Origin of the sequence: Dyella sp. (assembly GCF_036384435.1) — a bacterium.
GTDB lineage: Bacteria > Pseudomonadota > Gammaproteobacteria > Xanthomonadales > Rhodanobacteraceae > GSA-30.
Window position 1 is genome coordinate 17369 of record NZ_DASVMI010000002.1, and the last position, 26933, is coordinate 44301.

A 26933-nucleotide genomic window follows, 5' to 3' on the forward strand; every position below is an offset into this window, starting at 1 on the left:
GCAGCGAGCGGCCTCACAAGGTCCTTCGGGCCCGGCCTAATTGTCGCGCCATGGGCGCCCTGAGTCCCCAACGGCTACAATCAGCGGCCTACGTCATGCGGATGGAGCCAGCCCATCCAGATGCCCAGGACGACCATCAGGATCAGTACGACGGAAAGGCCGATGCGGCGCGTGAGCGCCCATACCGTGCGTTTGCTACCGTCCTTGTCGGTCATCATGAAGAACAGTGCCTGGCCGAGATTGAACAGAACCACCAACAACACGACCACCAGCGCACACTTGTAGACGGTTTCCACGTGATTGTTCCGAACGAGTTTGACATCGCGAGTATAGCGTTCGCGCGGGATGAGACAGCGTGAGTGGCTGGCGTCGTCCGCGCTGGTGGGCTGTGCTGCTTACGGTGGCCGGATGCCTTGTTTTCGTGCGCCTGGGCATCTGGCAGTTGCATCGCGCCGATGAGAAGGACACGCTTCTGCGGCGGTATGCCGCATCGGCGCAGGCACCGTTGAGCGCTTTCGCCGATGTCGCGGAAAAACCGCCGGAAAATGCGTTTCCGCGTGTGCGGGTGCAAGGTAGATATCTCACCGATCGAGTGCTTGTGCTCGATAACCCGAGGCATGATCAACGCGGTGGCGCGGAAGTCTATGCGCCTTTCATGTTGCATGGCAGCAGCGCGGGCGCGTTATTACTCGTGGATCTCGGATTTCTGCCGGGCAATGGCACGGGGCAAGTGCCGCAAGCCCCGGCACTGCCGGATGGTGAGCTGACCCTGCAAGGCCTTTATCTGCCACCGCCGGGCGTAGGTTTTGCGATGGGTGGCAATGCGCTGGCGGCGCAATCGCATTGGCCCAAGACAACGGTCTACCTGGATCTCAAGCAGGTGCAGCAGGATCTCGGTCAACGACTTTACCCACGCGTGCTCGCGCTCGACGCCGATCCGGCATCGATCTACGTGCGCGAGCACACGCTCGATTTTTCCGCGATGCCGCCGGCGCGGCACCGTGCCTACGCTTTCCAGTGGTTTACGTTCGCGGTGGTGGCAGTGGTGATGCTTGCCGTACTGCACCGTCCACGGAAACCTAAGAGAATCGATACGCATGAATAATCCCGTTCCCTCGCCAGGGCTGCGAGCCAGCCGATTGAAGCTGCTGCTGATCGTGGCCGTATTCATGGCGCCGATCATCGCAGCCGGTGTACTCACGCTCAGTGGCTGGCAGCCGGATGCGAAAGGCAATGGCCTGCCGATTTCGCCGCAACGCAATTTCGAAGCCGAGCATGTGCGCATCGCCACGGCGAGCGGTGGCGATTGGCCGTGGCGTGCGAGTGAGCCGAAGTGGACGCTGCTGGTGCTTGCTGGCCCGGGGTGCGCTACGCATTGCCTGGACGTGCTCACACGCATTGCGTGGTCGCGCCAGACGTTGTCACAGAATGCCAAGCGCCTGCGTCTGGTGTATGTCGGCGAGCCGCCGGCTGGCAAGGCACGCGAAGCGATGGACAACTACTGGCAGGTCGGGCGCGATGTCGATGGCAGGCTCTCCCCATACCAGCCACAGTCACCCGATACCGTGGCAGCCTTGCTGGTCGAATCCAATGGCACGGCGCTGTCTCTTTATCCGGCGGGTTTCGACCCGATGGGCTTGCACAAAGACCTGCAGAAGGTGATTCGTTGATGTCCGCCCGTTCCGTGAGAGTGCTGCGTGGCCTGGCCTTGCTGGCCGCGGTATTTGCCTTTGGTGTCGTGATGTTCGGTGCCTTCGTGCGGCTGTCCAACGCGGGCCTCTCGTGTCCCGATTGGCCGACCTGCTATGGCAAGGCGACCTGGCCCGAACAGCAGCATGAGATCGCCAAGGCCAACGAGGCCTTTCCTGATCGACCCTACGAAACACACAAGGCCTGGCGCGAACAGGTGCATCGCTTCCTTGCCGGTACGCTCGGTACGTTGGTGCTGGCGCTGGCGCTGGTAGCCAGTTGGCGCACCCGTTGGGCGCGGTTTGCGGTGATGGCTGGCGCCGTGTTTGCCGTGGCGGGCACCGTGCTTTATATCCGCGGCGAGCACGTCTGGTCCACGGTGCTTTCGCTGTTTGCCATCGGCTTGCCGTTCCTGGCTGCGTTGGGTTTGCACAAGCCCGGCGCGTGGCGCATCAGCGTGCTGGCATTGGCGGTGATCATCTTCCAGGCAATGCTGGGCATGTGGACGGTGACGTTGCTGCTCAAGCCGATCGTGGTGATGGGACACCTGCTCGGTGGCATCACCACGTTTGCGCTACTGGCCTATGCGGCGATGCGTTATGCCGGCGTGGGTGCCGACAACAATCAGCTTGCGCCGCTGCGCCGACTTGTAGTGCTGGGCGTCGTCCTGCTGATCGCGCAGATTGCCCTGGGCGGCTGGACGTCCGCCAATTATGCGGCGCTGGCCTGCGGTACCGATTTTCCGACCTGCCTCGGGCAGTGGGCGCCGCCGACGGATTTCCGGCAGGGTTTCGTGCTGTGGCGGGGCATTGGGGTGAACTACGAAGGAGGCGTTCTGGACATGGCCGCACGCAGCGCCATCCAGATCGCGCATCGCATCGGTGCACTGGTGGTGTTCTGCTATCTGGCTTTCCTGGCCCACAAGGTCTCCCGGCGAGGTTTGCGCGGGCTCGGCCTGCTGCTGGCCGTCGTGCTGGTATCGCAGGTGCTGCTGGGTATCAGCAATGTGCATTTCGGTCTGCCGCTTCCGGTGGCAACCCTCCACAACGGCGTGGCAGCTCTCTTGTTGGCGACCTTGCTTGCCTTGTTGGCGCGAACGCAGCGCCGCCCTGGCGATCATCTTTTTTCCGGAGCGCTGCGATGAGAAGCATGGCAGGCGAATATCTTGAATTGACCAAGCCGCGTGTCGTTGCGTTATTGGTGTTCTGCGCGGTGATCGGCATGTTCCTGGCCGTGCCCGGCATTCCGCCGTGGCGCGCGCTGGTGTTCGGTACGGCAGGTATCTGGCTGGCCTCCGCGTCGGCGGCTGCCTTCAATCATCTGATCGATCAGCGCATCGACAAACTGATGGCGCGCACGGCGCATCGCCCGCTGGCCACCGGTCACCTGAGTCCCCAGCAGGTGCTGACATTCGCCTTGACGCTGGGCGTGATCTCGATGCTCGTGCTGGTGCTGCTGGTCAACCCATTGACGGCAGTGCTGACCTTCGCGGGGCTGATCGGCTATGCCGTGATCTACACCGCCTATCTCAAACGCGCGACACCGCAGAACATCGTGATCGGCGGCCTGGCTGGTGCGATTCCCCCTGTGCTCGGCTGGACGGCGGTCACGGGCGAACTACATCCGTTTGCATTGCAGTTGTGCCTGATCATCTTCGTGTGGACGCCGCCGCACTTCTGGGCGCTGGCGATCTTCCGCCGCGACGATTATGCACGCGCGCAGGTACCGATGCTGCCGGTGACGCACGGCGTGGTCTATACGCGCTGGCACGTGCTGTTCTACACCATCTTGCTGGTGCTGGTGACCTTGCTGCCCACATTGACCGGCTATAGCGGATATATCTATCTCGGTGGCGCGGTGGTACTGGGTGCAGGGTTTCTCTACTACGCCGCACGCCTGCTCAACCCACCGGACGAATTCTTCGCGATGAAGGTATTCAACTATTCCATCGTCTACCTGATGGCGCTGTTCGCCTTCCTGCTCGTAGACCATTACCTGTTCGACCCGGCATTGCAGTCGGGGCTGGTGTTTGAGCGTTCCCTTTGAGGTGCGCAAGCGGGGGTTGAGACGGGCAGGGGGCGCGACAAGCGATCCCCTGGGGCCTTGCTCGGGTTGAGCGACATCCATCCTCGAAGGCGAACCAGCCTCGTCGCGGCGTTCTACGCCACGCGCCAATCTCGCCGCCTGCGAGCGAACTTGCGCGCCACGGCCCATCTCCTGTCCCCATGACACCCACTTGACACTTGCGCGCCGCAGCAAGACAATACGCGCGCCCTACGGCGCGCCGCGTGCGCTCTGGAAAGGCTCTCTGTCCTTACTAACCAAGGCATATGGACGTTTACCCTAGTCGCAACGTCGACATCCGCGAGCATCGGGTGCCGGCATTGCATAACAAGCTGACTGTCTGCGGCGACCGCCTGCGGTCGGCCGGCGCTTTCCTAGACTAGGGAAGACCGGCCTACTCCTGACGGCTGCCAAAGGCGCCGTATCAAGGAGATGGGCTATGAAGCTCCTTCGCGATTTCTTCCGCATGCGTACTGCGGGCCGGTTCCCCCTTGCCGGTCGTGCTGGCGCACGTCAAACCATGTCGATCACCGTGCCGGCTCCATTGCAGGCCCCGGCTGTCGTCGAGCCCAAGGCTATCGAGCTCGACCGCAAGATCGAATCCCGCAAGTTGCTGGTTGCCCGCTGGGAAGAGGTTCCTCCGCAAGCGCCCCGTCATCTGGAGCTGGTATCTAGTCTCTGACGACAAGCAGCGCCCGCCACGCCGCGGGCGCTGTGCAAAGCGCAGGCGTCGAGCGTTCGAAGCGGGGTTTCTCCGCGTATTTCGCTGATTCGCCCATATCAACGACATACTGGAAAGCGTGTCATGTTCAAGCATTCCTCCCAGGCCGTCTCGGGCAAGACGGCCGGCAAGAGCACGGTGCCCGCCCACGTGGCGGTAGCCGTCGAAGCCTTCCGTGCCAACGAGGCACTTTTCGCTGCACTCGACACCAGCGCGGCAGGCCTCAACGAAGAACAGATCGCCGAGCGGCTGGACCGCGAAGGCATCAATGAAGTCTCCCACGAGAAGCCGCCACATTGGTCGCGGCAGTTGCTGCGTGCGTTCAAGAATCCCTTCATCATCGTGCTGCTGGTGCTGGCTGGCGTGCAGTTGGCCACCGATGACGACCTGACAGGTCCCATCATCATTGGGGTAATGGTGGGTATCAGCGTGCTGCTGAGTTTCACCCAGGAATATCGCTCGTCCAAGGCGGCCGAGAAGCTTAAGGCCATGGTGCGCAACACCGCTACCGTGACGCGTCGTGCATCGGACGGTCACAGTGAGCGCATCGAAGTGCCGGTGGGCGAACTGGTGCCAGGCGATATCGTTCACCTGGCCGCAGGCGACATGGTGCCCGCGGATCTGCGACTGTTCAGCGCGAAGGACCTGTTCATCAGTCAGGCGATCCTTACTGGCGAGTCCATTCCCGTGGAGAAGGCCGCGCCCACACGCGAGCAGATCGAACAGGCCGATACACGCAGCGAAAGTCCGCTGGACCTGGGTACTGTCTGCTACATGGGCACCAATGTGGTCAGTGGCAGCGCCAGTGCTGTGGTCGTGGCGACCGGCTCGCGTACCTATCTGGGTTCGCTGGCGCACACCATCGTCGGCCAGCGCGTGCAGACCAGCTTCGACCGCGGCGTCAGTAGCGTCAGCTGGCTGCTGATCCGCTTCATGCTGGTCATGGTGCCGATCGTCTTCGCGATCAACTGGATCGACAAGGGCAGCCTGCTCGATGCGTTCCTGTTCGCCCTGTCGGTGGCCGTTGGCCTCACGCCGGAAATGCTGCCGCTGATCGTGACTGCCAACCTGGGCAAGGGCGCCATCGCGATGTCCAAGCGCAAGGTGGTGGTCAAGCGCCTCAATGCGATCCAGAACTTCGGCGCGATGGATGTGCTGTGCACCGACAAGACGGGCACGTTGACGCTGGACAAGATCGTGCTGGAGCGTCACCTGGACCTGTACGGCGAAGAATCGGACGAAGCGCTGGAATACGGCTACCTCAACAGCCGTTTCCAGACCGGCCTGAAAAACCTGATGGACAAGGCCGTACTGTCGCACCGCGACCTGGAAGCGGCAGCATCGCATTACCGCACGGTCGACGAGATTCCGTTCGATTTCCAGCGTCGCCGCATGTCCGTGGTGCTGGGGCGAGGCGACGCCCAGGAACTGCTGGTATGCAAGGGAGCCGTCGAGGAAATGCTCTCGATCTGTGCCTACGCCAAAGCCGGCGACGAGGTCTTGCCGATGACCGATGCCATGCGCACCGACATCAAGGCGATGACGCGTCGTCTCAATGAAGATGGCCTGCGCGTGCTGGTGGTGGCGATCAAGCAGCAGGCATCGGTTGGCCGTGCCTACGGTGTGGCCGATGAAAGCGGCCTGACGGCTGTCGGTTGCCTGGCCTTCCTCGACCCGCCCAAGGATACAGCGGCCACGGCGATTGCCGCGCTCAATCATCATGGCGTGGCAGTGAAGGTAATCACTGGCGACAACGAAGCGGTGACGCGCAAGATCTGTCGCGAAGTGGGCCTGGATGTCGAGCACTCGGTGCAGGGCAAGCACATCGAGACCATGGAAGATAGCGAGTTGGATCAGCTCGTGGCGCGCACCACCGTGTTCGCCAAGATGTCGCCCTTGCAGAAGGCGCGCGTGGTCAAGTCGTTGCAGCGCCAGGGCCACACCGTAGGCTTTCTCGGCGATGGCATCAACGACGCACCAGCGCTGCGTGAAGCCGACGTGGGCATCTCGGTCGATACCGCCACTGATATTGCCAAGGAAGCGGCGGACATCATCTTGCTGGAAAAGAACCTGATGGTGCTGGAGGAAGGCGTGCTTGAGGGCCGCGTTACCTTCGGCAACATCATGAAATACATCAAGATGACGGCCAGTTCGAACTTCGGCAACGTGTTTAGCGTGCTGATCGCCAGTGCGTTCCTGCCGTTCCTACCGATGCTGCCGCTGCAGATCCTGGTGCAGAACCTGCTGTATGACCTGTCGCAGCTATCGATCCCGTTCGATCGTATGGACGAGGATTACCTGCGCAAGCCGCGCAAGTGGGATGCCAGTGATATCGGTCGTTTCATGGTATGGATTGGCCCGATCAGCTCGATCTTCGATATCACCACGTTCTGGCTGATGTGGCATGTATTCGGGGCCAACAGCTCGCAGCATGAGTCGTTGTTCCAGTCGGGCTGGTTCATCGAAGGCCTGTTGTCGCAGACGCTGATCGTGCACATGATCCGCACCCGCAAGATTCCCTTCGTGCAGAGCATTGCCGGCGCACCGGTGCTGGCATTGACTACGGCGATCATCATCGTCGGCATGCTGATTCCGTTCAGCGGTATCGGTGCGAAGATCGGCATGGTGCCGCTGCCGCCTATGTACTTTGCCTGGTTGGCGGTGACCTTGCTGTGCTACTGCGGCCTGACCCAAGTGATGAAGGTCATCTACATCCGCCGCTATGGACGGTGGTTGTAATAGCTTGAACGGTACGGCGCCTTCCTGTTTCGCGGAGGCGCCGCCCGCATCGGTCGAGAGTGCAGGAGCAAATTCATTAGCGAAGCGATCTGCGATTCAGTCGCAGATTGGTGCTCCACCACCGCCAAGCCGCACCCCATCACGACTTGCATCGCGACTGACATCGCTCCTGACAGCTAGGGCAGCGTCACCACTCCGCCACGCTTCCATCCTTGTGTCGCCACAGCGGATTGCGCCAGTCGCCGGCTTGCTGGCTGCGTTCGATTACCAGGGCCTCGTCGATCTCGACACCCAGGCCGGGTTTGTCGAGCGGCTGGATATGGCCTTCGCTCACCGCGAAGTCGTTTTTGTTGACGACATAGTCGAGCAACTCGCCACCCTTGTTGTAATGAATGCCCATGCTCTGCTCTTGCAGCACTGCATTCCATGACACGAAGTCCACATGCAGGCAGGCGGCGAGGGCGATGGGACCGAGCGGGCAGTGCGGCGCCAGCGCCACATCATAGGCTTCGGCCATCGCAGCAATCTTGACGCATTCGGTGATGCCGCCGGCATGCGACAGATCGGGTTGCAGGATCGAAATGCCGCCGCCTTCCAACACACGCTTGAACTCGAAGCGCGAGAACATACGTTCACCCGCGGCCAGCGGAATATGCGTGGCGGCGGCCAGGCGGGGATAATATTCGGCCTGTTCGGCCAACACCGGCTCCTCGATGAACAGGGGGCGGTACGGTTCCAGTTCCTTGATCAATGCCTTGGCCATCGGAGCCGCCACGCGGCCATGGAAATCCAGGCCGAATTCGATGCTGGTGCCGAACGCCTCGCGAATCTCGGCGACGTTGGCCACGGCCGCGTCGATGGCGCGGGCGGAATCGATGACGCCCATTTCCTCGCAACCATTGAGCTTGAACGTATCGAAGCCCAGCGCCAGGCGTTGGTGGATCTGCGCAATGATATCGGCGGGCCGGTCACCGCCGACCCAGCAATAGGTCTTCATGCGGTCGCGTACCTTGCCACCGAGCAACTGGTACACCGGTGCGCCAAGCGCTTTGCCCTTGATGTCCCACAGGGCCTGGTCGATACCCGCGATCGCGCTCATGAACACCGCGCCACCGCGATAGAAGCCACCGCGATACATCGCTTGCCAAAGATCGTTGATATGCGCTGGATCGCGGCCGACCACCAGTTCGCCCAGCTCGTGAACAGCCGCTTCCACCGTGCGTGCACGTCCTTCCACCACCGGTTCGCCCCAGCCGACGAGTCCCTCGTCAGTCTCGATTTTCAGGAACATCCAGCGTGGCGGAACGCGATAAGTCGTGAGCTTGGTGATCTTCATGCGTGATGTTGGCGATAGGCTTGAACGAAGGCTTCGGCGCGCTGGCGGGTCAGTTCGGGCGCTTGGCCGGGCTTGTACAGGTCGCTGCCCAGCCCGGCTCCCTGGCAGCCCGCTTCGAGAAAGGCTCCCAGATTTTCAGGCGTCACGCCACCCACGGCCAGCAAAGGCAGCCCCCTGGGCAGGACGGCGCGGATAGCCTTGACGTAAGCCGGGCCGAACGCAGTCGAGGGGAACAGCTTGAGTGATTGCGCGCCCGCTTGCAGCGCGGCGAATGCTTCGGTGGGCGTGGCGAAGCCGATCGAGGTATAGAGCCCACGCTCTCGGCTGCGCTGGATCACGGCGGTATCGGTATGGGGCGTGACGATCAGCCTCCCGCCAAGGTCGGCGACACGATCGACTTTCTCGGGGGTCAGCACCGTACCGGCACCCACCAGCGTCTGGGCGCCGAATTCGCGTACGCCATCGGGCAGGCTGCGTTCCCAGCCCGGCGAATTGAGCGGAATTTCGATGGCATCGAAACCTGCGGCCACCAACTCACGCATGTGAGCGAGCACTTCAGCAGGCTCGATACCTCTCAGGATCGCCACCAACGGCAACCGGGTAGGCCAGGGTGCGATCTCAGTTGTCATGATAGAGCTGTGAGCGGCCGCCATCGATCAGGATATCGGCGGCATTGATGAAGCGGGCTTCGTCACTGGCCAGGAACAACGCGGTGTAGGCCACTTCCTCGGGTTCGCCGATGCGCTTGGTCGGCAGAATCTGCTCCTGACGGTGGCGCTCGGCGGCCGGATCGGGCGCAGCGGCAAAACCGGCCTCGGCGATCGCGGTGAGGATGAGCCCAGGCGAGATCGAATTCACGCGCACGCCCTGGGCTGCGTACTGGATGCCCAGAGCACGTGTCAGGCCGATCAGGCCATGCTTGGCGACCGGGTAGGGGAAGCAGCCTGGAATGATCTTGTGTCCATGCACGGAGGCAATGTTCACGACCGAGCCTCGGCGATGTTCGATCATGTGCGGCAATACCGCCTGCGAACAATTCCATACGCCTTTCAGATCCACCTCGAAGCAGCGATGCCATTCCTCGTCGGTCAGCTTCAGGGGATCGTTGAACACGTTGATGCCGGCATTGTTGACCAGAACGTCGGGTGGCCCGAAGCGTTCGAGCGTGGCATCGACCATGCGGCGCACGGCATCGACGTCGGTGACATCGGCCTGAAACAGCATGCCATGGTCTTCACCGATCGCGGCCAGGGTGTCGCGTGCCTGCCGGTTATCTTCGAGCACGTTCACCACCACGCGCGCGCCATGTTCGGCGAAGAGCCTGGCGGTCGCCGCACCGATGCCTTGCGCGGCACCCGTGACGATGGCGATCTTGCCGGCAAGGCGTGGCAGCGGGGTAGTGCGAGGATCGGGGCGTGTTGCGGTCATGGGGATCATCTCGTCAGGCAGTTCGGCCGTAGCGGCTTTCGGGCAAGCCGCGTCCACGTGGAGCTTCCAGCGTAAATACTGCGCCGTGCAGAGGATGTCGCTCGCGCTCTGCCGCATCGATACCGTCGTGGGCCGAGGTGATGGCGAGTCGGTCCAATCCGGTCCCCATGAAGCTGATACAGCTTGGCTGGCTGGCCGGCATCATGATCACCGTATCGACGCGCCCATCCGGCGCATAACGCACCACGCGCGAAGCTCCCCATTCGGCGTTCCACAGGAAGCCTTCGGCGTCCACCGTGGATCCATCGGGTGTGCCGAACTGCGCGGGAACCTCAGTAAAAACCCGGATGCGATCGACCTCGCCACTCGCGCCGTCGTAATCGCAGGCCATGATCTGCCGTGTTGGTGTATCGCAGAAATACATGGTGTTGCCATCGGGACTGAAACAGATGCTGTTGGTGATCGCCGCGCGGGGTAGGGCCATGCGTGAAAGCACGCCGTCGGCGCTATAGCGGTAGAACGAGGCAATGCGCTCGCTGCCATGTTCGTTGATGCTGCCGAAGATGAAGTTGCCATGGCGATCGCAGCGGCCGTCATTGCTGCGCGTGTCTGGCAGGCCGGGTTCGATGTCGGCCAGGGGTTCCATCGCACCGTTGCGCAGATCGAACATCACCAGCTGTTTCTCCAGCGCCAGTAGCAGGCGATCGGGATCCTGTGTCAGGGCCATGCAACCCAGTCGGGCCGGCAACGCCCAGTGGCGGGTGGAGCGATCGACCGGGTCGCACTGCCATAACGTGGACGCGAGGATATCCGTCCAGCGCAGCACGCCTTGGCGATCATCCCAGACGATGCCTTCGCCCAGGGCATGTCGTGTGTCGGTGAGAGCTCGGATGCTGGCGGACATCAGCGTGCCGCCTGCCGGTTCTTGAGCTGGTCGACCAGCACTGCCGCCAGCAGGATCGCCCCGCGCACCACATACTGGTAGAAAGTATCGATATTCATCAGGTTCATGGCGTTCTGCACGGTGCCCATGATCAGCACGCCGACCAGGACTCCGCTGATGGTAGCGCGGCCGCCGGCAAGCGATACGCCGCCAAGTACGCAGGCGGAGATCACATCGAGTTCGAAACCTTCGCCAGCATTGGGCTGGCCGCTGGTGATGCGCGAGGCAAGGATCACGCCGGCGAAAGCGGCGATCACGCCCTGGATCAGGAAGATCACGATACGCGTGCGGTCCACCGCCACGCCAGCCAGGCGCACGGCTTCAGGATTGCCGCCTATGGCCAGTGTATTGCGACCGTAAGCGGTCTTGTTGAGCATCACACCGAATACCACGAAGCACAGCGCGGTGATCCATACGGGAATCGGCAGGCCAAGCAGCATCTGCGTACCCAGCACATAGAACGCCTCGTTGGCCACACCCACCGCCTGTCCCTTGGAGGCAAGGAACGCCAGGCCGCGAACGATTTCCATCATCGCCAGCGTGGTGATCAACGCGTTGATCTTGAGCTTGGCGATGATGGCGCCGTTGATGAAGCCGATCACCGCGCCAGCAACCAGACTGGCGAGCAGGCCGAGTGTCACGCTGCCGGTGGCGTTGGCGACCATGGCACAGGTCACGCCGGCGAAGGCGACCGTGGAGCCCACGGAAAGATCGAAGTCGCGCGAGGCGAGGCAGAACATCATGGTGCAAGCCACCATGCCGATCTGCGATACCGACAAGGCCACGCTGACGATGTTGTCCCAGGAAAAGAAATACTGCACGGTGCCGCTGAGCACAGCGAACAGCACGATGAAGATCAGCACCAGGCTGTAGTCGTCGATCGCGTTGCGCAGCCAGGATGGTTGCGTGGCACCGGGGGCGGGAGAAACGGCGGGAGAAGTCTGCGACATGGCTCGATTTAGTTCCTGCGCTGGTTCGCCTTGGGAGCGCCTTCGGGAAGCGCGCATGCAAGGACGTTTTCTTCGTTGGCCTGGTCACGTGCGAACTGCCCCGCGATACGGCCATTGCACATCACCACGATGCGGTCGGAAACACCGAGCACCTCGGGCAGCTCGCTCGATACCATAACGATGGCGACGCCACGTTCGGCCAGGGCGTAAAGCACGTTGTAGATGTCGTTCTTGGCACCTACGTCGATGCCGCGCGTGGGCTCATCGACGATCAGTACGCGCAGGTCGCCTTCGGCCAGCCAGCGAGCGAGGATGGCCTTTTGCTGGTTGCCACCTGACAGCAGTCGGATTTCCTGACGTCGATTGGGCGTACGAATGGACAGTCGCTTGATGAAGTCATCGGCGGTGTGCGCCTCGACGGCTTCATTGACGAACAGGCCGGCACGCAAGTGGTTCCTGCGTGTGCTGATGTTGATATTCTCGGCGACCGAGCGCACGCCGACGATGCCGTCTTCCTTGCGATCTTCGGGACAGAACATCAGGCCCGCGCGAATCGAGGCGCGCACATCGGTGGCGGCCAGCGGCTTGCCATCGATCGCGACGCTGCCGCCCAAACGCCGATCTGCGCCATAGACCACGCGCATCGTTTCGCTGCGCCCAGCGCCGACCAGACCAAAGAAACCGACGATTTCGCCCGCGCGTACGTTGAATTGCACCGGCGAGGGAATCTTGTGGCCGGTCACGTCGCGCACATCCAGACGGATCTGGCCCAGTTCACGCGGCCGATAGCCGAAGATGTCATCGAGCTGGCGCCCAACCATGCGCTGCACGAGCGTTTCCCGCGTTACCCCATCAAGGGAGTCGAAGCTGGCGATCTTGCGCCCGTCACGAAATACGGTGGCCGCATCGCACAGCTCAAAGATTTCATCCAGGCGATGGGAGATGTAGATCATTGCCTTGCCCTGTGCGCGCAGGTCGCGCACCAGGCGAAACAGCACCTCGGTCTCACGATGAGACAGCGAACTGGTGGGCTCATCCAACGCAAGTATGCGGGCATCGCGCAAGATTGCCTTGCAGATCTCCACCATCTGCCTCTGACCGATCGATATCTGGCGCATCTTCGCGCGCGGGTCCAGGTCCACGCCGAGCGCTTCGAGTTTTTCGCGTACCCATGCCAGGGCCTGCCTGCGCTGCACGAAGCCCATGCGGGTCGGCAGGCGGCCAAGCAGCAGGTTTTCCATCACCGACAGGTCCGGCACGTATTGCAGTTCCTGGTGAATGATCGCCACGCCAGCCTCGATAGCATCGGCGGCCGAGCGGAACTGGCGCGGCTGGCCACCGATCACCAGGCGGCCTTCGTCCGGTGCGTATTCGCCACCGAGGATCTTCATTGTGGTCGATTTGCCGGCACCATTTTCACCGAGCAGGCCATGCACGCTTCCAGCGTGCACGGCGAAGCTTACGTCCGACAGCGCGCGCACGCCCGGAAACGTCTTGCCGATCGCGTCGAACTGAAGATAAGGCGCAGCACTTTGCTCGGCGATCATCGTCGTCTCATAGCCCCATGGCTTTGCGCACGGCGCTGGCGTTGTCACGCGTGATCAGGCGGCCATCGGTAAGCGTGATCATCGGGGGTTCCTTGCCGTTCTTGATCCAGTCGTACATCTGCAGCGACGTCTCATAGCCGTGGCGCTTGGGACTGATCAGGATCGATCCGTAGAAGCCGGTCGGTTGTGGCTTGGCAAATTCGTTGAGAGCCGAATTGCTGCCGCCGATGCCCACGCCGACCATGTTCGCAGCCGCGACGCCACGGCCTTCAGCCGCGCGTACTGCGCCTAGCACGGCCTCGTCGTTCATGCCGAAGGCCACCCAGTGCTTGAACTGCGGATGCTGGGTGATGGCAATGTTCGCGGCGTTGAACGCATTTTCCGTGTCGGACTTTGCTTGAGGTGCGTTGAAGATATTGGCCTTGGGAAATCCGCTTGCCAGCAATGCCTCGACCGCGCCGTCGTCGCGATCACGCGCGGTCGGCAGCTGATCGAACGAAACGCGCAATGCGCCGACTTCCGTCGGATTCCAGCCTCGGGACTTGATCTGCTCGGCGATTGCCTGGCCAACTTGCTTGCCGATGTTGATCGCGGAAATGCCGGTGTACGGCACCCCTTCGATGGGCTTGCCATTGCCGTCGACCAGGCGATCATCCACGGTCATCAACTTGAGGCGATTGATACGTGCCTTGGCCACGATCGACGGGCCAAGTTTTACGTCCGGTGCGCAGATGATGAATCCCTGGGCGTGCTGAACCTTGAGATTGTCGATGGCGTTGAGCACTTTGTCGCCATTCTCGGCGCCGATCTTGACCAGCTCGAAGCCCTTTTCCTTGGCCGCTTGCTCGGCGAAACGCCACTCGTCGCGGAACCACGGTTCTTCCGGTTGCTTGACCACGAAACCGATCTTGACAGGATCATCCGCGAAGGCCGGTGCGCTGGCCATGGCGAGCGCGATGGCGATGGCATGAAAGACGTGTGTGAGTTTGCGGTTCATCGTTCCTTCCTCAAGGAAAGCCGGGCGAGCTGGCATGGCGTGGGGACATGTCTTGGCATGGTCAGGCGCGTTCGTGTGCATCGGCGGCGACCAGGCCTCGCTCACGCGCCACGGCGATGGCGCCGCGTCCGGCAAGGTTGGCCTGTTGCCGGTCATCGAGTACGGTGACTTGGCCGGAGAAGAAATCGTCGCCTTGCACGAGCAACGCGATCGCCTCGCGCAGAATGGCCTTGCCACTGATGACGAAACGCACGCCGGGCATGACCTCGATCGCGCTGGAGTTCTTCAGGGTCAAGAGGTCCGAGCCAAGCACTGCGCCTAGCAGGAAGTTGGCGCGTGCATTGGCATCGTAGACGGTGAATTGATCGAGGATGCGCACGCTGAAGCACGCACGCCCCAGGCCAATCTGCTTGGCCGAACGCGCGCCGGCCAGCAGCATGTCCGCATCGATGCGTTCGGCGAATCCGCCCCCCAGCGAACTGGCCAGTATCGTCTCGTGCGATATCACATGCAGCAATTCGCCGGCCAGAGTGGTCACGCAGCCGGTGATGCGCTGAGAGGCGTCCAGGCTGACGAACTTCGAATGGGAGCCCGGCAACACGATGACTGCCGGTTCGGTCAGGCGCAGGCACTGCACGATGGCGAAGCTCTCGGTCTCCTCGCCGCGCATCATGTCCATCGCTTCGCTGTTGTGCAGGCCGATGTGGTCCACCGCGTTGCGCACGCCCGGCACGAACCAGATCGGTTGTTGCCAGACTTCGTCGATGGTCGATTCGCGCATGGCGCCTGCCAGCGCCTGGATGGCTACCGGCGCCTTGACGTGCGGAATTTCGCACAGGCCCATGTTCGAGGTGATCATGCCTGAGGCAAGTACGCGGTCGATGTCGTTTGCCTCAAGCTGCGCGGCCTGCAAAGTCTCCTGCAGGGTTTCGCGCACGGCAGCCTCCAGGCGTGCGCGGCTACCGGTGATGGCGGTGTCGCGCACGCCGACCTGGCGCGCGGCGTGTGCCACGACCTCGCCGTCGTGCCAGAGGCAGACGCGGGTATTGGTGGTGCCGGTATCGATCGTGAGGATATTCATGCGCAACTGAGCGGTTGGATCGATCAGGATTGTTGGCGGCGCGCGCGAACGTGGCAAACTAGAAATTCGCCGGGGTTTCCCCAAGTTTTTCTAAACGAGCTTGCCATGAAGCGCTCACTCCCCCTCAATGCACTGCGTGTCTTTCAGGTTGCAGCGCAGCATCTGAGCTTCACGAAAGCCTCGGAAGAATTGTCGTTGACCGCGGCAGCGGTCAGCCAACAGGTGAAATTGCTGGAGCAGCATTTGGGGATGGCGCTCTTTGTGCGAAGCAACAATAAACTCAGCCTCACACCAGCCGGCGAGCGCTATTTCCCGCGTGTACGTGAGGCTTTTCGTGCGTTGCAACACGCCACCGCCCAGTTGCTGGACCAGAAATTCTCCCTGCGCGTGGCTGTGCCCGCGACCTTTGGCACCAAATGGCTGGTGCCCCGGTTGTTCCGTTTCTTCGGCAAGCACCCGGATATCGACGTGGCGGTACTGACCGAAGCGCAACTGGAGGCGGGTGCCTGGGACATCGCCATTGAGGAACGCGCTGGGGAGGAGGGTCCCCATGTGCTGGTGGCTACCGATTACGTTCCCGTGTGCGGCCCGGTGCTTGCATCCCAACTGACCCAGCCTTCAGATCTCAATGCCGTGACGCTTCTCTACGAGAGATCCGGTCGCCGCAGCGCGATCGCGCCGGACTGGAACGCCTGGATGGCGCACGCGGGTGCGGTGCTGGCCGATACCACGCGCGAACTGGGGCTCGGCGATGGCACGATGATGTTGCAGGCAGCCATCGAAGGGCAGGGCGTGGCGCTGGCACAGCGCTTGCTGATCGCCTATGACGTGGCGGCGGGGCGCCTGGTCGAACCCTTCGCCGCGTCAACACCGTGGCGTCACGCATATCATCTGACGGTGGCGCAGGGCGTTGCCGACAGGAGTGAGGTCAGCATTTTCTGCGAGTGGTTGCGTGCCGAAGTGCTAGCCAGTTGAGATACCTCGATCCAACGGACGGAGTCGTGCCGGTTGTGAGTTGGTCCCCATGTGTGTCTTGCGCTGGGGGCGCATGGCGCGTCAAGACGAGCACGGCTATCCACACCTTCGAGCTTGTCCCAATGATCTGGGCGAACTATTGGCTTGCCTGCCGGCGCAGGCCGCCATCAAGCGTGAAGTCACACGTTAAGGATGCATCCCTGCGTTGGACGAGCCGCCGTGGGTTGGCGTGGCGTGGTTGCTGACCGATTTCGGCGCTTGGCCGAACGGGTTTTGCGGGCTGTGCCATAGAGTATGTATCACGCTGACATGAAAGCAGGCGATGGACTACAGGCTTTGCCTATGCGTTTGCGCAAAATTCTCCCAGGAGAAGTGTAAGGCTCACCAACTCTGAGCTTGATGCCTACGGATCAGATCCGCTTGTGTTGTTCGTGACAAGGTCGTGGCCATATCGATATGAGCCTTTATGCTTTCACGGGCCTTGACGTGCGGCATCTGCGACAAGGGCTCGATATCAGGTGGTCGGCCCTCGCATATGGATGCAGCCTTGACCGCCGGTGAGACATGGTGTCGATTGTTTTCTTGTTGATTGTCGAGGCATGCTTTTGTGTGCTTTGCCTTTTGTTGCTGATGGTTGTGTTCAGCAAATTCAAACGGCTTCCGTCGTGGTTTCTCTATGCCGTCGGCGTGCCACTCTTATTGATACCTTTGGTTAACTACCTGCTTGGCGTGGTTGAATTGGATGGCGTGTGGAATATCGTCATCCAGTTTGCCTTGCTGCGGATCGGCCTGTTCTTGGTGTGGTGCGCCAGCCTGCGGCTCGCGGACAAGTCTTGTGCCTCACTTTCCGGGGCGACGTAAGCGACGAATCAATCGACGGTCTTCCGTGGCTCATTGCCTTCATGCTTCTCGCGGAGCGGCAAGAGGGAGGCAGCTCGGCCGGAGCATTCGCTCCGGTCACAGTCCTGGATTTCCATTGGACCTATCCCCGCCAACCGGTATGGCCATGGACGACTTGTGCGGGTGCCGCGGGCGGCGCCACACAGGGATATCGACCCATAGGCTATCGATGCAGGCCAAGCGCATATTGCCACTCCCATTGGCTGTTTATTAGGAGAGCGATATGCGTGTTTGGGCTTGTGGTTTGCTCGCGGCCATGGGATTTTCCTGCTTGGCCATGGCTCATGGCCAGGCGCGGGCGGGAGCGACGGGGAACTACGTTGATGCCATCGACTATCCCAGCCCGGAAGGTGGCTGGGACCGGTTCTTCGATCTTGAGGCCAGCCTGGCGGGTGGTTTCGACAGCGTATGCGGCGATACCTTCTGCGAGGGCGATTACAGCAACTTGCGTCCATTGAGCTATCGCTGCTCAGTGGAGCGCACGTCGGGAATCATCGGCGAATGCGTGTGGACCTTCGCTGGCAGTTATCAGGACATCGATCCTGACAACGGCAAGGTGAAAGTTGATGCTCGCTTATGGCAATGCCGTACACCCATCAATCCTGGCACACATATCGAGCAGCTCTACTCGGCGCTTGAGCCTATCGGCCCTCACGATGTTCTTCATAAGCTGCTGCCCGGCGGCAACAAGAGCATCTACGACGGATTGACCGAGTGCCTGTGACGCCGATTACGAATTGGAGTTTCGTGCCGCGCGACGGCGGTGGCGCCACCACAGGATCAGCACGGCCAGCACGATGACGCCGCCAAGCACCCAAAGGCTGCTCTGGCCCCGGCGTATCCATTTGACCAGCCATTCGTGATTGTCGGCACCGAAGTAGCCCAGGTATACCCAGATCGGTACGCTGATCAGCGCCGCGCTGCCATCGAGCAGCAGGAACCGGGTGAACGACACACGATGCGTGGTGCCAGCGGTAATGTAAACGGCGGTGCGCATGCCGGGAAGGAAGCGGGCCACGAACATCAGGCGATTGCCATAACGTTCGAATTTCTCTTGCACCTTGGCGTAGCGTTCGGGCGTAAGCAGACGCGCGACTACGCGCCACTTGAGGATACGCGCGCCGTAATGATGGCCGAGCAGAAACATGCCTGCGTCGCCCAGCAGGACACCGACCATCGCCACGGCAAACATGATGTGCACGTTGGCGTAGCCCAGGCCGGCAATCACGCCGCCAGCTACCAGGGTGATGTCCTCCGGCAGCGGTGCACCTGCACCGCAGAGAAGCAGCGCGATGAAAACGGCGGCATAGCCGTTCTCCGCGAACAGTGTCACCAGTCGTTCAAGCAGGTCCATCTACGTGCGTGCCTTCATCTGCAAGCGTCGGGGCAGAAAAACGGTTCATCATCCCACAGAACCCTTTTCAGGGGGATGTGGCGGTTCAATCGTCGTCACGGCGCAGTTGCACGCGAATGCCCATCAGTGAGCGCAGTTCGGCCTTTTCGGCATTGTCCAGCGCGCTGGCCCGGCTTTTCGCGGTCAGGAATTCGCGCCGCTGCACGGCGGCCTGTTGCTCCATGTGCAGCAGGGCGTCGAAGAATTCCCGGCGCTGCATCGATGCATCACCGACCACCGGTGTTGTCATCAATTTTTGTAATGCACCGTATTCCTCGCGTTCGGCGTAGTGCTCGACCAACATGGCTGGATTGATACCGGGGCGAGCCCGGGCGGTCTCGATCAGGTCGGCCAGCAGGGCGACGCCGGGTTTATCCAGGCGCAGGAAGCCGTACGGGCGCTCCACGTCCTGGGCCATGCCAGGCTGCACCAGCAGCAGGGCGATGGCACTGCGGACCAGGCTGCGCTGTACGTTGACCGGCCGCGGCGGCGGCCGGCGTTGCTGCACGTCGGGTTCGAAGGTGGCGCGCGCCCCGCTGCGTTTTTCCAGTTCCTGCGCCATCAAGTCGCGGAAGGCCCCATCGGGGAGGCGGGCGATCAGTGGTCGTGCCCGTTCGGCCAGCCGCGCACGCCCGTCTAGGGCGCCCATGTCGACGTCCTGGGCCAGTTCGCCAAAGAAATATTCCGACAGGGGCGTGGCGGCCTTCAGGCGCTTCTCGAAGCCGTCCTTGCCCTCCTTGCGGATCAGCGTGTCCGGATCTTCGCCATCGGGCAGGAACAGGAAGTAGGCCTGCCTGCCATCGCGCAGCCTTGGCAGCGCCGATTCGAGCGCCTTCCAGGCGGCCGCACGGCCCGCTCGATCGCCATCGAAGCAGAAGACCACGTCGGGGGCGGCGCGAAACAACACCTCGGTGTGGTCGGGCGTGGTCGCGGTGCCCAGCGTGGCGACCGCAATCGGCAGGCCGGCCTGATGCATGGCGATCACGTCCATGTAGCCCTCGACCACCACGATACGCTGCAAGTTGCTGTTGGCCTGCTTGACCTGCCACAGCGCGAACAACTCCCTGCCTTTGTGGAAGAGCGGGGTCTCGGGCGAGTTGAGGTATTTGGGCCCTTGCTCCGCTTGTAGCACGCGTCCGCCGAAGGCGATCACGCGGCCGCGGCGGTCCAGGATGGGAAACATCAGGCGCTCACGGAAACGATCGTACTTGCTACCGCGTTCGTTGCTGGCGACCATGCCAGCCTCGTTGAGCAACTGCATGCGGCGATCATTGCCGCCCAGCGCCTTCATGATGCCGTCGTACCCGGCGGGCGCCCAGCCGATGCGGAAGCGCTCGATGGTCTGGGCATCCAGGCCGCGTTTCTTGCAGTAGGCCTTGGCTTCGGTGCTTTTGGGCAACTCGCCCTGATACCAACGCGCGGCGCTATCGAGCAGGGCGTAGAGATCGGTCTTGTCCTCGCGCGGCGCCTCGTTGCCGCCCTCGCGAGGCACCTTCAAGCCCACGGCCTGGGCCAGTTCCTCGATCGCGTCGGGGAACTCCAGCCGCTCATAATCCATCAGGAACTTGATCGCCGTGCCATGGGCGCCGCAACCGAAGCAGTGAAAGAACTGCTTGGCCGGACTGACATAGAACGAAGGCGAGCGTTCGTTGTGGAAGGGGCAGCAGGCGGTCCATTCGCGGCCTGCCTTCTTCAAAGGCACGCGCCGCTCGATCACGTCGACGATGTCGACGCGAGCGAGAAGTTCGTCAATGAAGCTGTCAGGGATGCGGCCGCGCATAGGACATCAGTTTAGTCGATGGAATGGTCCGTCCGCTCGAGAGCCGGGCTAAGCTCGGTCGTGACAACCGGAGGAGGGACAGCATGGTGCGTGCAGGCGTGTGGATGATAGGGATGGGCTGGCTGGCAGCGGGCACGGTGGCGGCCCAGGAGCGGCCGGCCATGCAGGCATACGACAGGCTCTCGGCGGCGCGCGAACAGGCCGAGGCGGCGCGTAAGGACAACGATACGCCGCAGACGCGGCGCAAGGCCGAGGACATCCTGCGCAAAGCGCTGGACGATTCCTTGTCGCCGGCCACGCGTGATCTTGGCGAGGGCAGCAAGGCGCTGCGCTATCGCGCCTTCAACATCCGCGACGACCTGTTCGCGCTGTACGTCGACGAGGGCGAGAAGACCAAGGCGCTGGACATGATGGCGGCGAACCTGGCCCAGGATGGCGCACCGTTGGATGCGGTGTACCGCACACCCAAGGCGCAGGCCCTGCTGAAGGATGAGCCGCGCTACCAGTCGATGCTGGCCCGCGCCGACATGGCTGCCAGCATGTGGCATGCCAAGGCCATTGCCACACCGTACACGCCGCAGTTGGACGAATCCCTGCGCATTGCCGGCCTGTCGCTGTTCTGGTCCGAAGCCAAGTACAACTTCGTGCATTTCGGTAACGTACCCAACCTGGATTGGGACAAGGCTTATCTGGATTTCCTGCCGCAAGTCATCGCCGCGCATGACACCGCCTCGTACTACGAGGTGATGATGCGCTTCGCGCCGCTGCTGCAAGACGGGCACACCAACATCTACCCTCCCAAGGAGCTGCGCGCGCACTTCTACGCGCGCCCGCCTTTGCGCACGGCGCTGGTCGAGGGCAGGGTGCTGGTAACCTTCGTCGGCAGTTCGACACTGGAGCACCAAGGCATCCACGTAGGTGACCAGATCACTGCCATCGACGGTATCGAGGTCGGCAAATATGCGACCGAACGTGTGGCTCCCTATGAAAGCAGCTCCACCCCGCAGGACCGGGACGTACGCGTGTACAGCTACGGCCTGCTTTCAGGTGACAAGGACACGCCCGTATCGTTGTCGCTGGTCGATGGCCGTGGTCATCGCAGCACCGTTCTGGTCTGGCGTGACGGTAGCAAATACGCCGATCGCAAAGAGCCGGACGAGTTCGTTTTTCGCATGTTGCCCGGACAGGTCGCTTATCTCGCCATCGACGACCTGGAGAGCGATGCCCCCGTCAAGGCGTTTGAGCAACACCTTCCGCAGATCATGCAGGCCAAGGGATTGATTCTCGATGTGCGCCAGAACGGCGGTGGCTCGGATGGCTACGCTTTCCAGATTCTCAGTCATCTCACCGAGGCGCCGATTCCGGGCCCGGCTTCACGGCAATTGTCAGTATCGGCGGTGACTCGCGCTGGCGGTGGCCTGAGCCTCGAATGGCAGCCGCTTGAAGACAGCGGACAAGCCTATCCGCACCTCACCTCGCCGATCTTCCGGGGACCGGTAGCGCTTTTGATCGGGCCGCAGACGTTCTCTGCCGCGGAGGATTTCGTCATGTCTTTCGACACCCTCAAACGCGGCATCCTGGTGGGCCAGAAGACAGGTGGTAGTACCGGCATGCCGATGTCGTTCGGTCTACCCGGTGGCGGCTCGGCGCGCATCTGTGTGAAGTGGGACAGTTACGCCGATGGCCGTGAATTCGTCGGTAGCGGCATCGCGCCGACGATCGAGGTGAAGCCGACGGTAGCCGATGTTCGTCGCGGGAAGGATGCTGCGGTGGAGCGGGCGCGTAAGGCGTTGCTTGTGGCTTCCGCCAAGTGAGGCCGGCCGCTGGTGCTCGCTGTAAGGAGTGAGCAAGGTCATAGCCGAAGCTCTCCGCGCTCTTGACTCTTCACAGGCTGCGTCCGCAGCCGGCCTCACTCGCCATGCCCGTCAAACCAGATGCACGATGCCGACCAGGCCCAGCAAGATCACCAGGAAGATGATCACGAAGATCACGAACAGGACCTTGGCGATGGTGCCGGTAACGCCTGATAGCGTACCGAAACCCAGCCAGCCGGAAAGCAGCGAGATAATGCCGAAAATAATGGCCCACTTGAGCATGGGTGTTCTCCCTCAGTGACGTTGCAGGCACTACTTGTAGAGCCCGCAACGTGAAGGAGCCGCATCACCCATGCACGCGCCGCGTGGTGATTCAGGCGCGATATGGCGCGGTGGCTGAAATGTGAAGAGCCAGCTTGGCCTTGATGCGCGCGGACACCGCGGCCATGTCGGCCCCGCCGGCAGCCTTGTCCTTGACCGCGGCGATGACCTTGCCCATGTCCTTGGGCGAGGTGGCGCCGGTCTGGGCGATCGCGTCGTCGATCAGGGCATCGATCTCGCTATCGGTCAGCTTGGCCGGCATATAGGTCTCGATCACTGCCATTTCCGACTTTTCGACATCGGCCAGATCCTGGCGACCGGCAGCCTCATACTGGCTGATCGAATCACGGCGTTGCTTAAGCATTTTCTCAAGCACATTCAGCACCTGGCTGTCGTCCAGTTCGATGCGTTCATCCACTTCACGCTGCTTGATGGCGGCGTTGATCAGGCGGATGACCGCCAGGCGCGCCTTGTCGCCACCGCGCATGGCGGCCTTCATGTCTTCGGTGAGCTGCTGCTTAAGTGACATCGGATGCTCCGAGGGACAATAAAAAGTAAAAATCGGGGAAACGCAGAAAGCCGGCGTTGCGCAAGGCAACGCCGGCTTATGCATGTGCTGAATGCAGCGGCGGCGGATCAACGCGCCAGACTGCCAAAGCTACCTGGGGGCGCTGGAGAGCGCCAGGGCCGGCGTCACGAGGACACCGAGCCAGGTAAAGCTCAGTACATCCGCGTACGACGCGAGGTATCGCGCGACAGGCGGCGCAGATGGCGCTTCACCGCGGCGGCACGCTTGCGCTTACGCTCCTGGGTCGGCTTCTCATAGAACTCGCGCTTGCGGGTCTCGGCCAGAACGCCGGCCTTTTCGCAGGTGCGCTTGAAGCGGCGCAGGGCAAGCTCGAACGGCTCGTTCTCGCGGACTTTTACGCTGGGCATGGAAACTCCGAGTGACTGAATACGGCCCGTGGAATCGGGCGAGCCGCTAAGTATAGCCTCGGTCGGGTCTATGCGTAAAGTCGGTCGCTCTGCAACCTGGGCAGCCGGTGGCTGGCGCGGCCTGGAAAGGGTAAACAGGAACAGCCCCAAGCGGCAAGCAGCGGGCCTTTGTTGTCCTTTTCAGCGCCCGTGGCGTGACTCCAAAGGCTGCGCAGCCGCTGGTCTTCCAGACCGGGGCGCAGCAGGCCTTCTAGGCACAATGTGCCTAATTCCCCGCTAAACTGCCACACATGTCGCCTCAAACCCCCAACCCGCCGATCCTCGGCATCGAAACCTCCTGTGACGAAACCGGTGTCGCGTTGCTGCGCTGGGAGCCGGAGCGGCCGGGGGAGGGGTTGCTGGCGCACACCCTGTACAGCCAGATCAAGCTGCATGCCGACTATGGCGGGGTGGTGCCGGAACTGGCTAGTCGCGACCATGTGCGCAAGCTGCTGCCGCTGGTGCGCGAAGCCCTGGCCCAGGCCGGAATGACACCCCAGGACCTCGGAGGCGTGGCCTATACGGCGGGGCCGGGCCTGGTCGGGGCCTTGCTGGTCGGGGCAGCGGCGGCCCGAGCCATGGCCTGGGCGTTGGGTGTTCCGGCGATCGGGGTGCATCACATGGAAGGGCATCTGCTGGCCCCCTTGCTGGAAGATGACCCGCCGCAGCCGCCGTTCGTAGCGCTCCTTGTATCCGGCGGCCACTCGATGCTGGTGGAAGTGCAGGGCATCGGCCGCTACCGGATCCTGGGCGATACCCTGGATGACGCGGCCGGTGAGGCATTCGACAAGACTGCCAAGCTCATGGGCCTGCCCTATCCGGGGGGCCCGGCGCTCGCCGCGCTGGCGCAGCAGGGGCGAGCGGGCAGCTTCCGGTTCTCCAGGCCCATGACTGATCGGCCAGGGCTGGATTTCAGCTTTTCGGGCCTCAAGACCCAGGTCTTGCTCGCGTGGCAGCAATCGGACCAGAGCGAGCAGACACGAGCGGACGTCGCGCGCGCTTTCGAAGAAGCCATTGTCGACACCTTGATCATCAAGTGTCGGCGCGCGCTCGAAGCGGCCGGTGCCCGTCGCCTGGTCATCGCCGGCGGGGTGGGCGCCAACAAGCGCCTGCGTGCCGAACTGGCCGCAGCGGGTGAAAAAGATGGTTTCCGCACCTATTTCCCACGGCTGGCGTTCTGTACCGACAACGGTGCCATGATCGCGTTGGCCGGAGCCATCCGGCTGGCCCATGGCCAGCACCAGGACGAGACCGTCCAGGTATTTCCACGCTGGGACCTGGAAAGCCTCCCGGCGGCGTAGGCGTCGCGACAGCGCTCGATTTTCCGTTCAACCCCGACTGTTGGCCGTTTACCCATGGACATCGTTTTCATTGAAGACCTGCGCATCGAAACCGTCATCGGTATCTATGATTGGGAGCGGCGCGTGCGCCAGACCCTGGCATTCGACATCGAGATGGCATTCGACAACACGCGCCCAGCCGCCAGCGACGATATCGAGCACACGCTCAACTACAAGAGCATCTCCAAGCGGCTGATCGAATACGTCGGCCAATCCAGCTTCGGTTTGGTCGAGACACTGGCTGAGCGTTGCGCGGCGATCATTCGCGACGAATTCGGTGTCGCATGGGTGCGCCTGAAGTTGTCCAAGCCCGGTGCGGTGCGTGGCGCGCGTGCGGTGGGCGTGCGCATCGAACGCGGCACGCGGCCGGACTGATCGCGATGGCGCGCGCGTACTTGAGCCTGGGTTCCAACCTGGAGCCGCTGCGTTACCTCGCCGCTGCGTTGGCCGAATTGCGTGAGCGTTTCGGCGACATGGCCGTTTCGCCCGCGTATCGCAGCCGTTCGGTAGGTTTCGACGGCGCCGACTTCGTCAACCTTGCCGTCGCGATCGATACCGATCTCACGCCGCAAGCGCTCAATGACTGGCTGCATGCGCTTGAGGATCGCCACGGTCGCCGCCGTGATGTGCCACGCTATAGCGATCGCACGCTGGATGTGGATATCGTGCTTTACGACGATCTCGTGCTCGAAGGCGGAGGGCATTTGCAGATTCCCCGCAAGGAACTGCGGCATGCTTTCGTGCTGCGTCCCATCGCCGACATCGCGCCCACGCTGCGCCATCCCCTGAGTGGTCGCAGCATGGCCAGTCTGTGGGCGGAGTTTCCCGCCGAAAAAGAACCGCTCGAACAGATCGCGCTCGATTGACAGAGCGCGATCTTGTGGCGGACACGGGTTCTTGAGGCCCCGCGGCCACGGTTTTGCCGCCGCTTAGGTCGAGTCCTGGCGGTTTTCCCCTCATCGGCAACGGTATCGCCGGTAGCGTCACCACGTAAGAGCGAATTCATTCGCGAAGCAGGACGCAACGAGGTCGCGGCTTGGAGGTTTTAAAACCCCCATCTGCCACTGAATCGCAGATGGCTTCGCGACTGAAGTCACTCCTTCACATCGCCTGGGGTGTCATCCGATCCGGCAAGCCGCTTGATCCCAATATCGCTCTTGTTTAGATCGGCGCGAGGCGGTATCTACACGAACCCGGAATAGTCCTGGCGCATGCGGTCCTGGACAGCCACGAAGACCGGATGCGGCTCGACAGGCTCGGCGTCGCGGATGATCGACCAGGGCGTATCGACCAGCAGATGACCTGTCTGGAATTCCGGCAGGCCATCGCGGCGACGCAAGGCCTGGACGGCGAGCAGTTCGGCCGGATAGATGCGGTCAAAGTAGTCGTCGAATTCGTAGTTGTTTCGCTCTGTCGCGTTCTTACTACGACTGATATGAAACTCGATTGCCGCAAGCATCGCGTCCTGAAAGATCGCTTCGTCGGTGGTGCGCCATGCTTCCAGCAGGGATTGATAGGCAGGAAGAAACGGCTTGGCGGGCTTGTAATGCGTGGGAATGCCAAAGGCATCGGCCGTCAGATAGATCAGGAATGCCGTGTTCGTGCCGTTACCCCAGTCGTCCTTGCGGGTGATCGCTGCATACGTTGCTTGATCCTTGTGCGCTACCTCAATAAACAGGCGCGTCGATACTTCGGCATTTTCCCAGCGCGACAACATGATGGTCCTGGCCACCCTCATGCAGGACCAAAACGGAAGTAAACATTGATGTGCCCACGACATGCTCGTAAATGCTTCAAAACGAAACGCAAGATCGCCAAAACTCACCCCCCAATCGATGCAGCGAACCAGATCGTCTCTGTTGTCGGACTGACTTAATGTGCACGCTTCTATCGTGAGCGTATGTCCGATCTGATCGACGTTGACAAGGATGCTCCTTTCC

28 protein-coding genes are annotated in these 26933 nt (G+C 62.1%); 13 read left to right on the forward strand and 15 right to left on the reverse strand.

The window, feature by feature from the left end:
- Nucleotides 1-80: 80 nt before the first annotated feature.
- Nucleotides 81-296 (reverse strand): twin transmembrane helix small protein, encoded by a 216-nt coding sequence (locus VF436_RS00095; protein WP_330901918.1) that lies wholly within the window; start codon nucleotides 294-296, stop codon nucleotides 81-83.
- 59 nt (nucleotides 297-355) lie between these two features.
- Here VF436_RS00095 and VF436_RS00100 point away from each other — a divergent pair, with 59 nt between their 5' ends.
- The 6 genes from VF436_RS00100 to mgtA all read left to right on the forward strand — a co-directional run bounded on the left by VF436_RS00100 (nucleotide 356) and on the right by mgtA (nucleotide 7213).
- Nucleotides 356-1105, forward strand: coding sequence for an SURF1 family protein (locus VF436_RS00100; protein WP_330901919.1), 750 nt, complete (start codon nucleotides 356-358; stop codon nucleotides 1103-1105).
- Nucleotides 1098-1670, forward strand: coding sequence for a hypothetical protein (locus VF436_RS00105; RefSeq protein ID WP_330901920.1), 573 nt, complete (start codon nucleotides 1098-1100; stop codon nucleotides 1668-1670). The genes VF436_RS00100 and VF436_RS00105 overlap by 8 nt, the downstream gene beginning before the upstream one ends.
- Nucleotides 1670-2833, forward strand: a complete 1164-nt coding sequence (locus tag VF436_RS00110) for a COX15/CtaA family protein (protein ID WP_330901921.1) — start codon at nucleotides 1670-1672, stop codon at nucleotides 2831-2833. Before VF436_RS00105 ends, VF436_RS00110 begins: the two co-directional genes overlap by 1 nt.
- Nucleotides 2830-3735: a heme o synthase gene (cyoE, locus tag VF436_RS00115; RefSeq protein ID WP_330901922.1), complete on the forward strand. Its 906-nt coding sequence runs from the start codon at nucleotides 2830-2832 to the stop codon at nucleotides 3733-3735. Before VF436_RS00110 ends, cyoE begins: the two co-directional genes overlap by 4 nt.
- A gap of 457 nt (nucleotides 3736-4192) precedes the next feature.
- Nucleotides 4193-4435: a hypothetical protein gene (locus VF436_RS00120; RefSeq protein WP_330901923.1), complete on the forward strand. Its 243-nt coding sequence runs from the start codon at nucleotides 4193-4195 to the stop codon at nucleotides 4433-4435.
- Between the two features lie 123 nt (nucleotides 4436-4558).
- Nucleotides 4559-7213 carry a magnesium-translocating P-type ATPase gene (gene mgtA / locus VF436_RS00125; RefSeq protein WP_330901924.1) on the forward strand — a complete coding sequence of 885 codons (2655 nt, stop codon included), beginning with the start codon at nucleotides 4559-4561 and terminating at the stop codon, nucleotides 7211-7213.
- A gap of 187 nt (nucleotides 7214-7400) precedes the next feature.
- Here the strand turns inward: mgtA and dgoD are convergent, their stop codons facing one another.
- The 8 genes from dgoD to VF436_RS00165 form a co-directional block, all read right to left on the reverse strand.
- A complete protein-coding gene (gene dgoD / locus VF436_RS00130; protein WP_330901925.1) occupies nucleotides 7401-8549 on the reverse strand; it encodes a galactonate dehydratase in 1149 nt (382 codons plus the stop codon).
- Nucleotides 8546-9178, reverse strand: coding sequence for a 2-dehydro-3-deoxy-6-phosphogalactonate aldolase (locus VF436_RS00135; RefSeq protein ID WP_330901926.1), 633 nt, complete (start codon nucleotides 9176-9178; stop codon nucleotides 8546-8548). Before VF436_RS00135 ends, dgoD begins: the two co-directional genes overlap by 4 nt.
- Nucleotides 9168-9977, reverse strand: coding sequence for an SDR family oxidoreductase (locus VF436_RS00140; protein ID WP_330901927.1), 810 nt, complete (start codon nucleotides 9975-9977; stop codon nucleotides 9168-9170). The genes VF436_RS00135 and VF436_RS00140 overlap by 11 nt, the downstream gene beginning before the upstream one ends.
- Nucleotides 9978-9990: 13 nt before the next feature.
- On the reverse strand, nucleotides 9991-10881 hold the full coding sequence (locus VF436_RS00145) for an SMP-30/gluconolactonase/LRE family protein (RefSeq protein WP_330901928.1): 891 nt from the start codon (nucleotides 10879-10881) through the stop codon (nucleotides 9991-9993).
- Nucleotides 10881-11870 (reverse strand): L-arabinose ABC transporter permease AraH, encoded by a 990-nt coding sequence (gene araH, locus VF436_RS00150; RefSeq protein WP_330901929.1) that lies wholly within the window; start codon nucleotides 11868-11870, stop codon nucleotides 10881-10883. The genes VF436_RS00145 and araH overlap by 1 nt, the downstream gene beginning before the upstream one ends.
- 8 nt (nucleotides 11871-11878) lie before the next feature.
- Nucleotides 11879-13417: an L-arabinose ABC transporter ATP-binding protein AraG gene (araG, locus tag VF436_RS00155; RefSeq protein ID WP_330901930.1), complete on the reverse strand. Its 1539-nt coding sequence runs from the start codon at nucleotides 13415-13417 to the stop codon at nucleotides 11879-11881.
- A gap of 7 nt (nucleotides 13418-13424) precedes the next feature.
- On the reverse strand, nucleotides 13425-14414 hold the full coding sequence (locus tag VF436_RS00160; protein ID WP_330901931.1) for an arabinose ABC transporter substrate-binding protein: 990 nt from the start codon (nucleotides 14412-14414) through the stop codon (nucleotides 13425-13427).
- A 61-nt stretch (nucleotides 14415-14475) separates the two neighbouring features.
- Nucleotides 14476-15495, reverse strand: a complete 1020-nt coding sequence (locus VF436_RS00165; protein WP_330901932.1) for a 2-dehydro-3-deoxygalactonokinase — start codon at nucleotides 15493-15495, stop codon at nucleotides 14476-14478.
- Nucleotides 15496-15600: 105 nt separating this feature from the next.
- Here VF436_RS00165 and VF436_RS00170 point away from each other — a divergent pair, with 105 nt between their 5' ends.
- The 3 genes from VF436_RS00170 to VF436_RS00180 all read left to right on the forward strand — a co-directional run bounded on the left by VF436_RS00170 (nucleotide 15601) and on the right by VF436_RS00180 (nucleotide 18094).
- Nucleotides 15601-16470 (forward strand): LysR family transcriptional regulator, encoded by an 870-nt coding sequence (locus tag VF436_RS00170; protein ID WP_330901933.1) that lies wholly within the window; start codon nucleotides 15601-15603, stop codon nucleotides 16468-16470.
- Between the two features lie 564 nt (nucleotides 16471-17034).
- Nucleotides 17035-17331 carry a hypothetical protein gene (locus VF436_RS00175; protein ID WP_330901934.1) on the forward strand — a complete coding sequence of 99 codons (297 nt, stop codon included), beginning with the start codon at nucleotides 17035-17037 and terminating at the stop codon, nucleotides 17329-17331.
- Nucleotides 17332-17593: 262 nt separating this feature from the next.
- Nucleotides 17594-18094, forward strand: coding sequence for a hypothetical protein (locus VF436_RS00180; RefSeq protein ID WP_330901935.1), 501 nt, complete (start codon nucleotides 17594-17596; stop codon nucleotides 18092-18094).
- A gap of 6 nt (nucleotides 18095-18100) precedes the next feature.
- On the opposite strand, the gene VF436_RS00185 is transcribed toward VF436_RS00180, so the two are convergent.
- Nucleotides 18101-18724, reverse strand: coding sequence for a DedA family protein (locus VF436_RS00185; RefSeq protein WP_330901936.1), 624 nt, complete (start codon nucleotides 18722-18724; stop codon nucleotides 18101-18103).
- Nucleotides 18725-18809: 85 nt separating this feature from the next.
- Nucleotides 18810-20543, reverse strand: a complete 1734-nt coding sequence (gene dnaG / locus VF436_RS00190; protein ID WP_330901937.1) for a DNA primase — start codon at nucleotides 20541-20543, stop codon at nucleotides 18810-18812.
- An 83-nt stretch (nucleotides 20544-20626) separates the two neighbouring features.
- On the opposite strand from dnaG, the gene VF436_RS00195 reads away from it, so the two are divergent.
- Nucleotides 20627-22357 carry a S41 family peptidase gene (locus VF436_RS00195; RefSeq protein ID WP_330901938.1) on the forward strand — a complete coding sequence of 577 codons (1731 nt, stop codon included), beginning with the start codon at nucleotides 20627-20629 and terminating at the stop codon, nucleotides 22355-22357.
- Nucleotides 22358-22468: 111 nt separating this feature from the next.
- Here VF436_RS00195 and VF436_RS00200 read toward each other — a convergent pair whose 3' ends face one another.
- The 3 genes from VF436_RS00200 to rpsU all read right to left on the reverse strand — a co-directional run bounded on the left by VF436_RS00200 (nucleotide 22469) and on the right by rpsU (nucleotide 23614).
- Nucleotides 22469-22639, reverse strand: a complete 171-nt coding sequence (locus VF436_RS00200; RefSeq protein ID WP_330901939.1) for a DUF1328 domain-containing protein — start codon at nucleotides 22637-22639, stop codon at nucleotides 22469-22471.
- A 91-nt stretch (nucleotides 22640-22730) separates the two neighbouring features.
- Nucleotides 22731-23207 (reverse strand): GatB/YqeY domain-containing protein, encoded by a 477-nt coding sequence (locus tag VF436_RS00205; RefSeq protein ID WP_330901940.1) that lies wholly within the window; start codon nucleotides 23205-23207, stop codon nucleotides 22731-22733.
- Between the two features lie 191 nt (nucleotides 23208-23398).
- A complete protein-coding gene (gene rpsU / locus VF436_RS00210; RefSeq protein WP_330901941.1) occupies nucleotides 23399-23614 on the reverse strand; it encodes a 30S ribosomal protein S21 in 216 nt (71 codons plus the stop codon).
- Between the two features lie 290 nt (nucleotides 23615-23904).
- On the opposite strand from rpsU, the gene tsaD reads away from it, so the two are divergent.
- Genes tsaD through folK form a run of 3 tightly spaced genes read left to right on the forward strand, consistent with a single transcriptional unit; the run spans nucleotide 23905 to nucleotide 25859 of the window.
- Nucleotides 23905-24954 carry a tRNA (adenosine(37)-N6)-threonylcarbamoyltransferase complex transferase subunit TsaD gene (gene tsaD, locus VF436_RS00215; protein ID WP_330901942.1) on the forward strand — a complete coding sequence of 350 codons (1050 nt, stop codon included), beginning with the start codon at nucleotides 23905-23907 and terminating at the stop codon, nucleotides 24952-24954.
- A gap of 54 nt (nucleotides 24955-25008) precedes the next feature.
- Nucleotides 25009-25368: a dihydroneopterin aldolase gene (gene folB, locus VF436_RS00220; RefSeq protein WP_330901943.1), complete on the forward strand. Its 360-nt coding sequence runs from the start codon at nucleotides 25009-25011 to the stop codon at nucleotides 25366-25368.
- 5 nt (nucleotides 25369-25373) lie between these two features.
- Nucleotides 25374-25859 carry a 2-amino-4-hydroxy-6-hydroxymethyldihydropteridine diphosphokinase gene (gene folK, locus VF436_RS00225; protein ID WP_330901944.1) on the forward strand — a complete coding sequence of 162 codons (486 nt, stop codon included), beginning with the start codon at nucleotides 25374-25376 and terminating at the stop codon, nucleotides 25857-25859.
- Nucleotides 25860-26176: 317 nt separating this feature from the next.
- On the opposite strand, the gene VF436_RS00230 is transcribed toward folK, so the two are convergent.
- On the reverse strand, nucleotides 26177-26710 hold the full coding sequence (locus VF436_RS00230; protein WP_330901945.1) for a hypothetical protein: 534 nt from the start codon (nucleotides 26708-26710) through the stop codon (nucleotides 26177-26179).
- Nucleotides 26711-26933 lie beyond the last annotated feature (223 nt).

Excerpts from the sequence above, each read along its gene's own strand:
- VF436_RS00185 (WP_330901936.1), bottom strand. The coding sequence starts at position 18,724 with ATGGACCTGCTTGAACGACTGGTGACACTGTTCGCGGAGAACGGCTAT.
- dnaG (WP_330901937.1), bottom strand. The coding sequence starts at position 20,543 with ATGCGCGGCCGCATCCCTGACAGCTTCATTGACGAACTTCTCGCTCGC.
- araH (WP_330901929.1), bottom strand. The coding sequence starts at position 11,870 with ATGTCGCAGACTTCTCCCGCCGTTTCTCCCGCCCCCGGTGCCACGCAA.
- VF436_RS00165 (WP_330901932.1), bottom strand. The coding sequence starts at position 15,495 with ATGAATATCCTCACGATCGATACCGGCACCACCAATACCCGCGTCTGC.
- mgtA (WP_330901924.1), top strand. The coding sequence starts at position 4,559 with ATGTTCAAGCATTCCTCCCAGGCCGTCTCGGGCAAGACGGCCGGCAAG.
- VF436_RS00140 (WP_330901927.1), bottom strand. The coding sequence starts at position 9,977 with ATGACCGCAACACGCCCCGATCCTCGCACTACCCCGCTGCCACGCCTT.
- VF436_RS00135 (WP_330901926.1), bottom strand. The coding sequence starts at position 9,178 with ATGACAACTGAGATCGCACCCTGGCCTACCCGGTTGCCGTTGGTGGCG.
- folB (WP_330901943.1), top strand. The coding sequence starts at position 25,009 with ATGGACATCGTTTTCATTGAAGACCTGCGCATCGAAACCGTCATCGGT.
- VF436_RS00145 (WP_330901928.1), bottom strand. The coding sequence starts at position 10,881 with ATGTCCGCCAGCATCCGAGCTCTCACCGACACACGACATGCCCTGGGC.
- VF436_RS00160 (WP_330901931.1), bottom strand. The coding sequence starts at position 14,414 with ATGAACCGCAAACTCACACACGTCTTTCATGCCATCGCCATCGCGCTC.
- VF436_RS00205 (WP_330901940.1), bottom strand. The coding sequence starts at position 23,207 with ATGTCACTTAAGCAGCAGCTCACCGAAGACATGAAGGCCGCCATGCGC.
- rpsU (WP_330901941.1), bottom strand. The coding sequence starts at position 23,614 with ATGCCCAGCGTAAAAGTCCGCGAGAACGAGCCGTTCGAGCTTGCCCTG.
- folK (WP_330901944.1), top strand. The coding sequence starts at position 25,374 with ATGGCGCGCGCGTACTTGAGCCTGGGTTCCAACCTGGAGCCGCTGCGT.
- VF436_RS00110 (WP_330901921.1), top strand. The coding sequence starts at position 1,670 with ATGTCCGCCCGTTCCGTGAGAGTGCTGCGTGGCCTGGCCTTGCTGGCC.
- dgoD (WP_330901925.1), bottom strand. The coding sequence starts at position 8,549 with ATGAAGATCACCAAGCTCACGACTTATCGCGTTCCGCCACGCTGGATG.
- VF436_RS00170 (WP_330901933.1), top strand. The coding sequence starts at position 15,601 with ATGAAGCGCTCACTCCCCCTCAATGCACTGCGTGTCTTTCAGGTTGCA.
- VF436_RS00120 (WP_330901923.1), top strand. The coding sequence starts at position 4,193 with ATGAAGCTCCTTCGCGATTTCTTCCGCATGCGTACTGCGGGCCGGTTC.
- VF436_RS00105 (WP_330901920.1), top strand. The coding sequence starts at position 1,098 with ATGAATAATCCCGTTCCCTCGCCAGGGCTGCGAGCCAGCCGATTGAAG.
- VF436_RS00200 (WP_330901939.1), bottom strand. The coding sequence starts at position 22,639 with ATGCTCAAGTGGGCCATTATTTTCGGCATTATCTCGCTGCTTTCCGGC.
- cyoE (WP_330901922.1), top strand. The coding sequence starts at position 2,830 with ATGAGAAGCATGGCAGGCGAATATCTTGAATTGACCAAGCCGCGTGTC.
- VF436_RS00180 (WP_330901935.1), top strand. The coding sequence starts at position 17,594 with ATGCGTGTTTGGGCTTGTGGTTTGCTCGCGGCCATGGGATTTTCCTGC.
- tsaD (WP_330901942.1), top strand. The coding sequence starts at position 23,905 with ATGTCGCCTCAAACCCCCAACCCGCCGATCCTCGGCATCGAAACCTCC.
- VF436_RS00195 (WP_330901938.1), top strand. The coding sequence starts at position 20,627 with ATGGTGCGTGCAGGCGTGTGGATGATAGGGATGGGCTGGCTGGCAGCG.
- VF436_RS00230 (WP_330901945.1), bottom strand. The coding sequence starts at position 26,710 with ATGTTGTCGCGCTGGGAAAATGCCGAAGTATCGACGCGCCTGTTTATT.
- araG (WP_330901930.1), bottom strand. The coding sequence starts at position 13,417 with ATGATCGCCGAGCAAAGTGCTGCGCCTTATCTTCAGTTCGACGCGATC.
- VF436_RS00175 (WP_330901934.1), top strand. The coding sequence starts at position 17,035 with ATGGTGTCGATTGTTTTCTTGTTGATTGTCGAGGCATGCTTTTGTGTG.